The organism is Methanothrix sp., assembly GCF_024518575.1.
Taxonomy (GTDB): Archaea; Halobacteriota; Methanosarcinia; order Methanotrichales; family Methanotrichaceae; genus Methanothrix_B.
In genome coordinates, this window is sequence record NZ_JANIHG010000019.1 from 19,466 (window position 1) to 31,948 (window position 12,483).

The window sequence follows — 12,483 nt, forward strand, 5'->3', positions numbered from 1 at the left end:
TCAGCAAATCACTCTCATCCGCACCCTGACGTCTGGAGTCACGATCGGCCCGATCGCTCTCGCATCGCTCCCAACCTCTATCTGCTTCAGGAGATCGAATATGTTCCCGGCGATCATGGCCGAACGCACAGGCTCTGCGACCTCACCGGCGCGGATGCGAAATGCGTTTCTTGCCTCAACTGAGAAGTCTCCGGATATGGGGTTTGCGGTGTGCGCACCTATCACGCTGTTAACCAGGACACCCTCGCGCACACCCTCTAGCACCTCTACAGGCTCTTTTGAGGAGATGATCAGGTTGCGGATGCCGATCCTGGGCATCTCCGAGTAACCGGATCTGACAGAGTTCCCGGTGCTCGATCTCCCCTCCTTCCCGGCCGTGTAGGTATCATAGAGATAACTTCTCAGTATGCCGTCCCCGAGGAGCACATTTCTCTGTGATGGGACGCCCTCTCCGTCGAACGCAGAGCTCCCCATGCCTGCTGGAAGCGCTCCATCGTCAACAATCTGGAGCCTCGGGTCGGCTATGCTCTTGCCCAGCATGCCAGCGAGCGCCGACCTTCCCTTCTGAACGTTCTCTGCGGAGAGCGCTGGGACAAGGGTGCTCTCAAGAAGCTCCGCAAATGCGACCGGCGAGAGCACAACATCGTATGTGCTGGTGTTTATTGATATGCCATCGAGAGAGCGTCTTGCGAGATCCGCGGCTCTCTCCCCCACCGCTCTGGCATTGACTGTGAAGCTCCGGGAGTTATCGAACTCGCTTCCTGTCGCGACCCCTGAGCTCCCCCTGGCGATCGTCTCAAGAGCGAGATGTATCGATGTGCCCTCCTCTGAGAGGTCAACACCGCTGGAATTGATCAGGATCTCCAGGCTGTGTGTGCATGACACACCGCCTGACACCGGCTCGACTCCATCAACAGATCTGCATCCGCTGAGGAGCACCTCAGAGATCTCCAGGAGCGTGTCTGTCTGGACATCGGCGATCCTCCTGTCGAAGACTCCCTCCACAGATGGCATCTGCGATCTTCCCGGGAGGCCCTTCCAGAGGCTGTCCGGGCCGAAGATGCGGGCAGCGCTCACAGCAGCCTCTGCGACATCCTCGATCCTGCTCAGATCCGATGTGCTTGAGAACCCTACACCGCCCTTCAGAACGGCGCGCAGCCCCAGACCCCTGAGAACGCTCTCGCTTATGCTCTCGACGCTATCCCGCCGGAGCTCGAGCGTCAGGTTCCTGCTCTGAACCCCGAATACCTCGGCCTCATCAGCTCCGAGGCGCAGAGCAGTCTCAAGCAGCCTCTCCGCGTAGATCCTCAGATCATCCGATGTACCTGAGATCCTCCTCGCCCCCGCTCTCGTAAGGTGCCTGCGCCCTCTCCATCTCCTGGAGCTTGCTAACTATCCGCTCCATCTCGCCAGCCCTCTCCTCGAGCGCCTGCGTCTTGACCTCGATCCCGAGCGCCCTGCAGAGGACCTTGAGAACAGCATGCGCAGACTTTGGATCGACCAGATATCCACTTGTAGTGCCCATGAGGCATACTGCATCTATGCCCCTAAGTCCGCCGAGCCCCACAAGGAGGCCGCTGACCCCTATGATTCCGCCGCCAGGCTCGTTCTCGTGGAAGACCACTCCCAGCCCCTTCATCTCCTCAACGAGTTCTGCCCTGTTCGTTGCGCCGATCACCTGCGGCTCCACGAACTGGCCTGTCCCGTAGCCTCCGAGGGTGTAGATCCTCCGGACACCGAACTCCTCTGCTATGTCAAGAAATATGCCGGTGAGCTCGTAATGCCCCTCGTTCGTGGCACTCTGGTAATCGCCCACCAGGATCAGCAGATCTGGCTCTCCGTCTCTACCCTTGTAGGCGTAGATCTCGTTCCTGACCTGCCTGACAGTGCCATCTGCCTGTACCAGTACCTGCGGAGGGAAGTGGGGCGAGTATATCTCGATGATCTTCTCTGCTTTGAGCTCCTCTATGAGGTGCTCAGCGACGAGCTTTCCAACATGCCCAACCCCGGGCAGGCCCTCCACCAGAATGGGGCTCTCGAGAGATACCTCCTTGAGCCTTCGAACAAGTGTCTTTTTCATGTTTTTTCCTCTTCCCGCCCGCGTTCAGAGAACAGAGCACGCCGGTACCTGCCATACCGGTCCTCAGGTGAGAACCTGGCCGGCTTCGTGCCGCTTGTGCGGGATCCACATCTGGGGCAGGTCTCCTTGAGAGTGTAGAGCCTGCACAGCTCGCATCTCAGTATCTTGGATCTGACCAATGCTAGGCCTCTCTCACGAATGCGCCCTCTCCGCCGTGCTGCTCAATGTACTTTATCGCAGCCTGCGCCGACTTTTTCAGGGCAGCCTCAGCATGCTTGTAATCGGGGGCGATCACCTTTATCCTGTACCTCGGCGCTCCGACATACTTTATCTCCAGTGTCGCATCCTTGTCACGTATCCGCTTGGCCTGCTTCAGAGCTTTTTTTATGACTTCAACGCCATCAGGCGCGAAGGATCTCAGATCCACATAGCCGGCGATCTCGACCGTCGGTATCTTGACGTTTTCCTTTGCCAGACGGGAGATTATCTTTATGTCCTCCTCTGTGAGCCCACCCTCAGAGAGGCTCTCCTCGCCGCTTATCGCAGCCTCCTCAAGCGCCCCGTACAAGCTGCTGTAGTTTTTCATCAGCGTATCCTTTACGCGCTTCAGATCGTCCTCCCGCCCCTCATAAGCCATCTGAAGCCACTTCCAGGCCTTGAGGTCGGCCTTCCACGCCTGGATCTTCTCCCTCCGCTGATGCTCGTTGACGTCCTTCAGGGAGAGATCGATGTGGTGCTTCGATCTGTCCACACTCAGAACCTTGCAGACGATCTTCTGCCCCTCGCGGATATGGTCGCGAATGTACTTGATCCAGCCACTCGCCACCTCTGATATGTGAATGAAGCCCTTCTTGTCCACGTACTCATCGAGGGTGACGAATGCACCAAAATCCAGGACCTGATCGACTGTGCATACAACCAGATCCCCAGGCTCCGGCCAACCTTCGCGCTGCATTCAGATCACTCTAGGACCTCGAGAACCTCTGTCTTGATGTCAGCCTTGCCGCCTCTCGGCTCAGCAAGCGTCCTGCCGCAGACGAGGCACTTCACCACAGTGGCCGCTCTGCTGAATATCACCTGCACATTCTCGCAGTCGTTGCACTTGACCCTGAGAAACTTCGACAGACTCATCCCTCCACCAGATCGAACCTTCCGAGACGTATTCCCTTCCTGTTATGAGCTTTCTTGCACTTGCTGCATCTGTATCTGAGGTTGACCCTCTTCGTTGGCTTGTCGCCGCCAGGCACCTTTGAGAACTTGCCCTGGTTGCCTGTGCCATTTGCCCTGGCCTTCTGCCTCGCGATACGCGTCATGGAGCGCGCCTGTCCCCTTCTGACCCTCTCCACAGTGTGGGTTGTGTGCTTGTTGCAGAACGGACAGTGAGCCTCAATCTCCTTTGGCATCTTCATGATTCATCCTCACTTCCACAGCTATGTTTTTGCTACACAGATTCCTCGCATGGATCTTCGGGAGCATAACAACATCATCTTTCCTCAGAGCATACCGCTTCCCGTCGACCCCTACAAACATCGGGACTGTCTCCAGCAACCTCACAGCGATGTATTCCTTGGCTATATCTTTTTTGCCCGTTAAAGGCCTTTCGGTGCTGGGACGCGAGAGATGCGAGAGTATGTCCTCCCTGCATCTGGTCAGCGCATCCAGTATGGTTTTGTATAGAACGACCTCTTCCTCGGTCATGCCGTCCGGGGGCTTTGCAGGCGTCGAGGAGCTTGCCTGCATCATCGCCTTCTTGGCTATCTTTTTTATCCTGAGATCCATGAGCTTGCTTATGCTCTTTCTGCTGGACTTCAGCTCGTCCTCTATTATCTGAGCCTCAACGCTGAAATGGTCCTCGAGCTTAGCCAGATCATCCTCGAGAGATGCTATGTGCTCCCCAGCAAGCCTGTAGAAGTCGCCCTCGAGATGCTGGAGCTCTGCTGACCGTCTCTCTCCTCTCAGGACGTTTGCCAGGTCAAGCTCCATGATACCCCGGCATACTTCTCTCAGCAGGGACTTAATCTTTATCTCTGAGGAGTGGAGAGGGCGCAGCGGTAAGACCCCATCATTTAGGTATGGGAGCGAAGCCCCCTCCGGAGCGATAATATGCATCACGACGACTAACCTCAATTCATCTAGGAAGGCTGGAGGTGCCGCCTGGGGATCCATCACATACGAGACTATGAACGCGGTCTCTGGCGTTAAGCCTAGAAGCTCCGCCCTTTCAGGGCGGGGAGCGTTCACCTCAACGGGAGGAGCAGTCATCTGCCAATCTCAGCGAAGCCCCTCGCCATCAGGAATACGGCAGCATATGCCGGCAGCTCAGCCCTGCCGTCGATCAGATCAAAGCGCTCACCCATAAGCTCCAGGGTTGTAGGACGGATGACCTCCACAGAAACAGGGTCATCGCCGAAGACGACCGCATCTCTCAGAGGATCGAATGCGCGCAGCGAATCGATTGTGAGCTGTGTGACCCTCAGACCCGTGCCGCCGTGCAGGCTCTCAGGGAAGCGTATGAGGCGATGCACATCCGCGGTCACAGGCTCATCCGTCTCGCCGCTCAGAGCGCGAACAGACTCCTCCATCAGGTACGGGATTATCAGCTTCCATGTACCGGATGCGTACTTGAAGAAGTCCAGGTTTCCGGCGCGGATCTTATTTATCGCATTCTCCTCTCTGATCCGGGAGAGGAAACGACCGGCCTTCTGTGGACCAATTCCATCAACTCTTTTGAGCAAACTAATCGCCTCCTCATCGTCGAGCGCCCTGAGATGCATGACCATCGACTCCATCGCCCTGTTGATCCTGTTGCCCCAGCCTGGGGCGTCGGAGGCCGGTCCTCTCAGAGATCGCGCCCTACCTACACCCGCATCCCCCTCGACGTCGATCTCATAAATGAATCGCCCGATATCGAGACCTCTTCCTGTGAGGTAATCCACGATCTCGCGCCTGGCATCGCTCCTGAGCCTCATGATCGATGGATCGCGAACGTGTATGTGATACCCTCTGCCACCGGAGAAGACCACGCTTATCCTCTTCTCATCAAAACCAAAATCGCTCAGCAGAAACTCCAGCAGCTTCATGGTCTCTCTTTTAACGCGCTCCAGCATCTCCCCGTAATCCCTCCTTCCAGAAACCCTGTACTCTGAGAGGTGATCGGCGTCCAGATCGAAGATCAGATCCGCTCCCTTCCAGATCTTCTCCTTCATCGTGGGAGCATCCGGCTTGAGGTAGTACGCAGCGGAGTGGTAGACATGCGCCGGCACAGTGCTCCTGATGTAATCGACCAGCTCCTTCCTGCTGCTGAAAGACCTGTGCCTCCTCATGCCAGGAGCGTCGTAGAATATGAACCCCCACTCCCTGGACTCCATTCCAGGCGGAGCGTCCATCGACGCGGTGAGATAGTACTCCCTGAACCTGGAACGCAGGTAGCTCGCGGTCTTGCTCTCCACATCACCACCTCAGAAGATACCGCCTCAGTAGAGCTCTGGCCTTCTGTCCTCCCAGCATGTGATGGATCTCCTCAGGCGATCCCTCTCATCCAGGTCGAGGTCTGCGATTATGATGCACTCCTTGCCGCCGGCCTCCGCGAGAACATCGCCTCCAGGCCCGACAATCATGCTCGACCCACCGGCAGATCCAGAGGCGTTGCACGCGATATGGTGTATCTGGTTCTCTATCGCCCTCGCTATCACGAGGGCCCTCCAGTGGTGTATCCTCTCGCTGGGAAACTGAGCTATCGTGACCAGCAGATCTGCTCCGGATGCACAAAGCTTGCGGGCGACCTCTGGGAATCTGATATCATAGCAGATCTCGAGCCCGATCGATAGATCCGCGACTCTAACAGGGGCGATCCGGTCTCCTGGAACGAAGTGCTCCTTTTCCTCACCAAATGGATGCGTCTTGGAGTAAAACTCCATCTCGGCTCCGGCCATGCAGAATCCCATGTTGAGCACCCCCCTCTCAGATGACGCCATGATGGAGCCCACAAGGATCGCGCCTGAATCGAGGGATAGAGCTCTGAAGGACATCAGCGATGGATATGGTATGCTCTCCGGTTTTAGATCATAACAGAAGCCTGTTAGGAAGAGCTCGGGGAGGACTATGATATCCGCGCCGCTGTCGGCTGCATCCGCAGATAACTGAAGAGCTCTCCGCTTGTTATCGCATGCCTCACACTCTCTCACAGAGAGCTGCACGCAGGCAGCACGCATGAATAACTCATGCTCGCTACATGTATATTAGGAGATGCCAGGCACTTCCTGTCTCTGGCAGAGTAAATGGTGCCACCGGCTTGAAGATGTTGATGCATGAGCATGCAGACGATCCACGGATAGGCTTTTAGCCGAAGCATGCGAATGTAGTTCAGGTGAATCCAGATGGAACAATACCCGACGGCCGTCGTAGCTGACAGGGAGGTACCCTACGATCCGGAACAGCTCAGGAGGATCCAGGAGCATCCATGCTTCAGCGAGAAGGCATGCCATGCCTTCGGAAGGATGCACCTCCCTGTAGCTCCGAAGTGCAACATACAGTGCAGATACTGCATAAGAGATTTTGATTGCGTTAATGAGTCGAGGCCCGGGGTGACGAGCAGGGTTCTGACCCCACAGGAGGCGCTGGAGCGTGTCGACGAGGTTCTCGCGAAGTACCATTACATCAAGGTCGTGGCGGTTGCCGGACCGGGAGAGCCTCTCGCAAACGAGGAGACATTCGAGACTCTCAGGCTTGTCGGGGAGAAGTACCCGCATCTCATACTCTGTATAAGCACGAACGGTCTCCTTCTCCCGGACAGGATAGAGGAGCTAGACCGCATTGGGGTAACTAACATCACGGTGACGCTCAACGCCGTCGATCCAGCCATAGGTGAGCAGATATACGATTACGTCATCTACAAAGGAAAGAGGTACGAGGGGCTTGAGGCTGCAGAGCTGCTTCTCAAGAACCAGCTCAAAGGCATAGAGGAGGCTGTACGCCGGAAGAAGATAGTCAAGGTTAACACCGTTCTGATTCCAGGAATAAACGACAGTCACGTCTTCGATATCGCGAGAAAGATAAAGTCAATGGGAGTATACATTCACAACGTCATGCCGCTCATACCGCAGTACAAGTTCGCGCACATAAAGCCCCCGACGCCGGAGGAGAAGAGGGCGATACAGGACGAGCTGAACAAGATAATAAAACAGATGCGCCACTGCAGGCAGTGCAGGTCGGACGCGATCGGGCGTCTTGGATGTGACATACAGCAGGAGCTCGAAAAGGGCAAAAAGGACGCCTGAGATGCTCTAACGTTCCGGATAGTCAGGCTAGAAGACGTTCTCACATGTCTATCGGAACAACAGCCCAGTGTTGACCGGAGGCGAGCCACATGGCTCGCTCTAGCGGTCTATGGTCTCGATCTCGCTAGTGATCTCATCAATATGGCCTTCTGTCCTTGCTGTGCGAGAGCCTTTGCGACAGCTTCCCGCACGCTCGGGCCTGGGTCTTTGGGGTCTGAAATCCATTTATCGACACGCGGTCGTGGACAACCTCGGAGGAATCCAGCAGAAAAACAAAACATCCTCTCACATTTCATTCAGAAGCTGTTGACATCACACCGCGCAGTTACTTAATGGGGTCACTCAGGCAGCATGAATAAAGGCAGTACAGGCATATGTACAGCAGAGCCATGGACATGCCCAGAAGAGTGGCTGCGCCGATAATGGCGATCTTCATCATAATCACCTTTTATATGATGCGGCCTTGGAGGAACATTTCAGATCGATCTGTCATGCGAAACAGAAGATCGGCCGGTCTTGCCATACATCCTGCCCGTGATCCTGCTTGGACGAAAACGACTTGAGCTGCCCGATACGGGTGCGTCCGCTTTATAAAGCATCCGCTGAAAGAAGATTCCATAACCCTTTGCCTCCTTATTTATATCCCCATTTCACACTTCTGCTGGACACCCCGTATTCGAGATCCAGCCTGAAGCAGAGTATCTTTTGTAAATTTTTGTGGATAAATATGTACGAATCTCAGATAGGTATTAAAAGTAATTATAATAAATACTGTACCATGTTATTCTTGCCGGTCTCCTTTTTAGGCATGCAAAAGGATGGCCCTGATCTCCACAGGTTGGGCATGGAACTGCAGCATACATCCGTGGGTTCTGTGCACGTATCTCTTGTGAGGAAAAACGACATCAACCATCCCATTTCATCTCGCCTGAACGGAGATGCTCAGATGATCGGTTAAGGCAACGGCTTTGACGGAAAAACTGATGGCGGATCGTGTCCGCAAACTGCCGGAGGTCTGGGATCGGAGGGGGTTCTTTTGTGCTGTCTCATTTGCGTCTGCTTAGATCGGAATATCAACTGGATGATTCTGGTGACTACGCTCTACATCTGATAGCCGCAGAGGCATTGGTCCTGCCATGCGCTCCTGAGTGCATCCAGCATCAGATCGCACGACCTACAAGTTGCTAAACACGAACGGGCGAGTTTATCCCCACCCACAACGGCATGGTCGGGGTGGGAGAGCATGGGCCGCCCATATCATTCAGTGGATATTGTAACGGTCTCCGGCTTCACCTGTTATGGAGGCTGAGCTTCCATAACAGGTGACGTCATCTCACCGCGAGTGCGCCCTTCACCATGAGGCTGGATCGAACTCGTTCGCATCATCGTGTAAATTAGCGAAGCCTGCTTCCACGATAATTCTGTTGAATAGCCTCCTCAGGTCTGGCGTGCCATCTGGATTTGACAGGTAGACAAGACACTCTGTTGTCCCACCTGGCTGGTAGCCGGTCACATTGTCGATATCGAGAAAGACCTGCACATTCAGAAGCCTCTCCATGGTGAACTCCTTTGAATGGACGCCATCTATCGTATAGACATCCGGCGCACTCACATCGGCGAGATGGACCAGGCCGAAGCCGTCCACCATGAACGTATCGCCGCTTGATATGCTGCTCACCCTTCCGCTGGCCTCAAGAGGATGCGCGACTGCCGGTGCGACAAGCAGTATCATGATGCATGCGATTAAGCATCTCATGAAAGGAGATGATCAGGATGACGATAAAAACGTCTCGCACAAGATGTGTTGGATGGAGTGCGGCCCGGGACATCTGCGCGTGCTCAAAGAGACGATGTTTTCTAGCCCAACCGTGGAGCATCTTCCCGACTCGATGTTGGATGAGCCCCTGTCAAAACTGCATCAGCAAGGCGATGCAGTGGTTTTGGGTTACAGAATGCGACATCTCTGGCGTCTGGCCATTTTGATGGGCTCGAGGATATCATGTACGCGCAACCATCGCGTGCTCCCGGATCAGGCTCTCCAGAAAACAGGCTATTCCGCCCGGGTAGCACGCCTCGAGCGCATCAAGCTCCGCCATCATCCTCCCATCGAGGCCGGCGCTTTTGAGAAGCTCTCTGTAGCCTCTATCAGTTGCTCTCTTATCAGCCCTGACCATAGGGATCTGCAGCCTCGCGACCTGCTCTGGTGTCAGGGCTATGTGTGTCATCCGCATACCTAAACCAGAGACAGCATCCTCGAGAGCACGGACGAATGAAAGACCTGCTGGGCTCAGATCTGCCATGCATAGAAGAAGCATATCCTTACCTATTGCTCTGTTTCGAAGATCCCGCAGGGCATCATCCAGGCGTGCTCCGCTTACCGATACGAGGGTGATTTCATATCGTTTGCATACCGGCCATATCAGGGAGTTGAATGCAGATCGGTCGATCCAGAGCTCAACACCCGCTCCCGTGGGCATGCGATCAGGGATGAGCACATTTATTCCTGGAACCTCCTCCAGAATTGCGTCATGCGGAATATACCCCAGTTCGGATGCGAGAGTGGCCCACTTGACCAGACGGCTGGCATCGCTCTCATCAAACTGCCTTGTCACCCTTATCTCGCCCACAAACCCTCCGCATATCGGATAGTCGGGTTCGCCCCTGCGAAGAGCATGATAGAACAGAGATCTCACAGTCGTCCTGGGCCGGTTGAACTCCCTGAATACCCTCGCCACCCACCTGCACTTTGTCCTGCACGTCTCGGTCTCAACAAAGGGCTCTGCCATCGGAATCATTCTCTGCTATAGGCAACTATAAACCTGACTCTCTGTGGACGATTGTGAATCGCGTATGTGTTACATGTTATATCAGTGGCTGCTATATCAATTGCTGGGGCCCACGAATTACAGACAATCCGGCACACTACCAGGCCGTTGCACTCTCATTGGATCTGGTGCGAAAGTTCATATCTGCAGGATCATAGCAAACTGCTGTGCTGATCAACGAGATGCTTCATCTGGGTGAGGACGAGTGCGTCTTCCTTGCGGAGGAATCCCTGGAGGATCTCATATGGCTCCCGGTCACCAGAAATATAGTGGCTGAAGCCAGCGATTTCGATCGAGCTATCGCTGTGAATGACAGAGCTCTGGCGCTGTACTCGGAAGCTCAGGACCTCTGGATCCTCATGACAGATCTCTACTCAGAGAGCAGACCTGTGACGGATCTCATCAAATGCATCGATTGCGAGAGGGTCAATGCGGATGCGGATGATCTCTTCCAGGCGATTGTGGAGTGCCTCTCGGTATCGCTCATGGAGGGCGTATTCTGTGATGGCTGTTCGGAGAGCGGTGCACCTCGCCATCCTGAGGACAGGATATCAAGGCTTGAGAGCATGCTGAAGGAGCTTCTTGGGGGAGTGCTGGATGATGGCTCCAGCGTGCTTGAGGTCGGATGCGGAAGCGGCATTGGGACAATGGTCCTCCGGGCTCTGGGAATAAATCCGTGGGCGATGGACATAGACCGATGCGAGGTCTGCCAGGGTCTGAGAGCTGGCGCTCTGGATCCCAGGAGAACATTCGTGCTGGATGCCAGGCTGCTCCCAAGATTCTTCAGCACAGAGAGCTTCGATGCTGTGATGGGATTCATGGTGGGGTTGATAGACGACTCCAACTGGCATATCTGGAGGGATATAATAGTAAAATCATCATCCCTCTCCAGAAATACCGTCCTGTACACAGTGTACTCGAAGAGGGAGGCTGAGAGGATCGCAGATCTCCTGAAAGATCGCGGCTGGGATGGCAGTCTGATCGATAACAGCCAATCGATATCTGTATACGATCAGTGGGTGTATCTGGGACGGAAAGACCGCCACTGAGCAGAGTGTCCGTGCACTCGAACTGCAGGACTGGATTCTGTGAGGGGCAGATGTTACCATGAGCCTCTATAGCGTGCCTGTTCCTCTAGGTCCACGCCCGTGATATCGCAGGCATCCAGTATCACAGCACAGGATAGTTCTGCGGGGGTTTCAGCGCGCCGAGCCCGCGGCCGTTTCAGTCAGCATGCGTTCGACCTCGCGCATCTTATCAGATGGACCGATCACTATAAGAACGTCGCCTTCCTGCAGCCTCAATCCGCCGATGGGCTTCAGCGTCTCATCGCCCCTGTTTATCGCAAGTACGCCCTCGATGCCAAGCTCATCGAGAGTTCTGCCTGCGGCCGTTGAGCCCTCAGGCACTCTTATGGTGTAGATCACCTTCCCCATGAGCTTCAGGTTTGCATCGCAGTAGGCCTCCTCGCAGACGCTGCGAAAGAGGGTGTAGTCTCCAGCTCTCATGTCTTCCACAAACCTCTCTATATCATCCCTGGAGAGCTGGTACCTCTCGAGAACCTTTGCGAATATCTTGACAGATGTCTCGTACTCCTCAGGAACGACGACGTCTGCGCCAAGCATGTGAAGTGCCTCAACCTCCTGAACGTACCGGGTCCTCGCTATTATGAAAATATCTTTATTGAGACGTCTTGCCATCTCGACGATCTGTCGTGTGGCCACCGGATCTGAGATGGCGACCACCATGACCCTCGCATCTGCTATCCCAAGGTGCAGCAGCACAGACTCCTGTGTCGCATCTCCATAGTATATGGGTTCTCCATTCCCGCTCTCGCTCCTTACAATATCCGGATTCAGGTCGGCCACAACATAGGGTATGCCCTTCGCCCTCGCGGCCATTGCAACGTTTCTACCATTCACCCCAAAGCCCACTATTATCAGGTGGTCTCTGAGCTTGTGCTGCCTCCTGACTCCCTCAAGCTCATCGTATCTGGAGAGCTGTGAGAAGCCAGATGCCACCCTGTGCGATATGGCTATCATGAAGGCCGTGGCGCCCATGGTCAGGACCGTCACATCCAGAAACATCTGGTACACCTCTGGTGACAGAATGCCTGAGTCAAGCCCGACCTTTGAGAGTATGAATGAGAACTCTCCCACCTGGCTCAGCGCCAGGCTGACAAGCACCACCATTCGCATGGGGAGGCCGATGATCGACGTGGCAAGTGCAGATGTAATGGCTTTTATTAATATAATGCATATTGAAATGGCTATGATGAAAGCTGTGTTCTCCATGAGCACTC

At 54.9% G+C, this 12,483-nt stretch carries 14 protein-coding genes; 2 read left to right on the forward strand and 12 right to left on the reverse strand.

Features of this window, described 5'->3' with window-relative positions:
- The 9 genes from NQU42_RS05325 to NQU42_RS05365 form a co-directional block, all read right to left on the reverse strand.
- Positions 1-1,332: a TldD/PmbA family protein gene (locus NQU42_RS05325; RefSeq protein ID WP_296609678.1), complete on the reverse strand. Its 1,332-nt coding sequence runs from the start codon at positions 1,330-1,332 to the stop codon at positions 1-3.
- Entirely contained in the window at positions 1,313-2,080 is a 768-nt protein-coding gene (locus tag NQU42_RS05330; RefSeq protein ID WP_296609660.1) for a proteasome assembly chaperone family protein, read from the reverse strand. Before NQU42_RS05330 ends, NQU42_RS05325 begins: the two co-directional genes overlap by 20 nt.
- On the reverse strand, positions 2,077-2,259 hold the full coding sequence (locus NQU42_RS05335; RefSeq protein ID WP_296609661.1) for an RNA-protein complex protein Nop10: 183 nt from the start codon (positions 2,257-2,259) through the stop codon (positions 2,077-2,079). The genes NQU42_RS05330 and NQU42_RS05335 overlap by 4 nt, the downstream gene beginning before the upstream one ends.
- A 2-nt stretch (positions 2,260-2,261) precedes the next feature.
- Entirely contained in the window at positions 2,262-3,035 is a 774-nt protein-coding gene (locus NQU42_RS05340) for a translation initiation factor IF-2 subunit alpha (RefSeq protein WP_296609663.1), read from the reverse strand.
- Between the two features lie 5 nt (positions 3,036-3,040).
- On the reverse strand, positions 3,041-3,211 hold the full coding sequence (locus NQU42_RS05345) for a 30S ribosomal protein S27e (protein ID WP_296609665.1): 171 nt from the start codon (positions 3,209-3,211) through the stop codon (positions 3,041-3,043).
- The gene (locus NQU42_RS05350; RefSeq protein WP_296609667.1) at positions 3,208-3,489 is read right to left on the reverse strand and encodes a 50S ribosomal protein L44e; all 282 of its coding nucleotides are present in this window, start codon (positions 3,487-3,489) and stop codon (positions 3,208-3,210) included. Before NQU42_RS05350 ends, NQU42_RS05345 begins: the two co-directional genes overlap by 4 nt.
- Positions 3,467-4,063 carry a hypothetical protein gene (locus NQU42_RS05355; protein ID WP_296609669.1) on the reverse strand — a complete coding sequence of 199 codons (597 nt, stop codon included), beginning with the start codon at positions 4,061-4,063 and terminating at the stop codon, positions 3,467-3,469. Before NQU42_RS05355 ends, NQU42_RS05350 begins: the two co-directional genes overlap by 23 nt.
- 275 nt (positions 4,064-4,338) lie before the next feature.
- On the reverse strand, positions 4,339-5,529 hold the full coding sequence (locus tag NQU42_RS05360) for a DNA primase small subunit PriS (protein WP_296609670.1): 1,191 nt from the start codon (positions 5,527-5,529) through the stop codon (positions 4,339-4,341).
- A 24-nt stretch (positions 5,530-5,553) separates the two neighbouring features.
- The gene (locus NQU42_RS05365) at positions 5,554-6,291 is read right to left on the reverse strand and encodes a nitrilase-related carbon-nitrogen hydrolase (RefSeq protein WP_296609672.1); all 738 of its coding nucleotides are present in this window, start codon (positions 6,289-6,291) and stop codon (positions 5,554-5,556) included.
- Positions 6,292-6,456: 165 nt separating this feature from the next.
- On the opposite strand from NQU42_RS05365, the gene nifB reads away from it, so the two are divergent.
- Positions 6,457-7,356, forward strand: a complete 900-nt coding sequence (nifB, locus tag NQU42_RS05370; protein ID WP_296609673.1) for a nitrogenase cofactor biosynthesis protein NifB — start codon at positions 6,457-6,459, stop codon at positions 7,354-7,356.
- Positions 7,357-8,707: 1,351 nt separating this feature from the next.
- On the opposite strand, the gene NQU42_RS05375 is transcribed toward nifB, so the two are convergent.
- Both NQU42_RS05375 and NQU42_RS05380 read right to left on the reverse strand, forming a co-directional pair.
- Positions 8,708-9,112 carry a hypothetical protein gene (locus NQU42_RS05375; RefSeq protein ID WP_296609674.1) on the reverse strand — a complete coding sequence of 135 codons (405 nt, stop codon included), beginning with the start codon at positions 9,110-9,112 and terminating at the stop codon, positions 8,708-8,710.
- A gap of 241 nt (positions 9,113-9,353) precedes the next feature.
- Positions 9,354-10,142 (reverse strand): hypothetical protein, encoded by a 789-nt coding sequence (locus tag NQU42_RS05380; protein ID WP_296609675.1) that lies wholly within the window; start codon positions 10,140-10,142, stop codon positions 9,354-9,356.
- 206 nt (positions 10,143-10,348) lie between these two features.
- On the opposite strand from NQU42_RS05380, the gene NQU42_RS05385 reads away from it, so the two are divergent.
- Positions 10,349-11,230: a class I SAM-dependent methyltransferase gene (locus tag NQU42_RS05385; RefSeq protein ID WP_296609676.1), complete on the forward strand. Its 882-nt coding sequence runs from the start codon at positions 10,349-10,351 to the stop codon at positions 11,228-11,230.
- 150 nt (positions 11,231-11,380) lie between these two features.
- Here NQU42_RS05385 and NQU42_RS05390 read toward each other — a convergent pair whose 3' ends face one another.
- Positions 11,381-12,475, reverse strand: coding sequence for a monovalent cation:proton antiporter family protein (locus NQU42_RS05390; RefSeq protein ID WP_296609679.1), 1,095 nt, complete (start codon positions 12,473-12,475; stop codon positions 11,381-11,383).
- Positions 12,476-12,483: the final 8 nt, after the last annotated feature.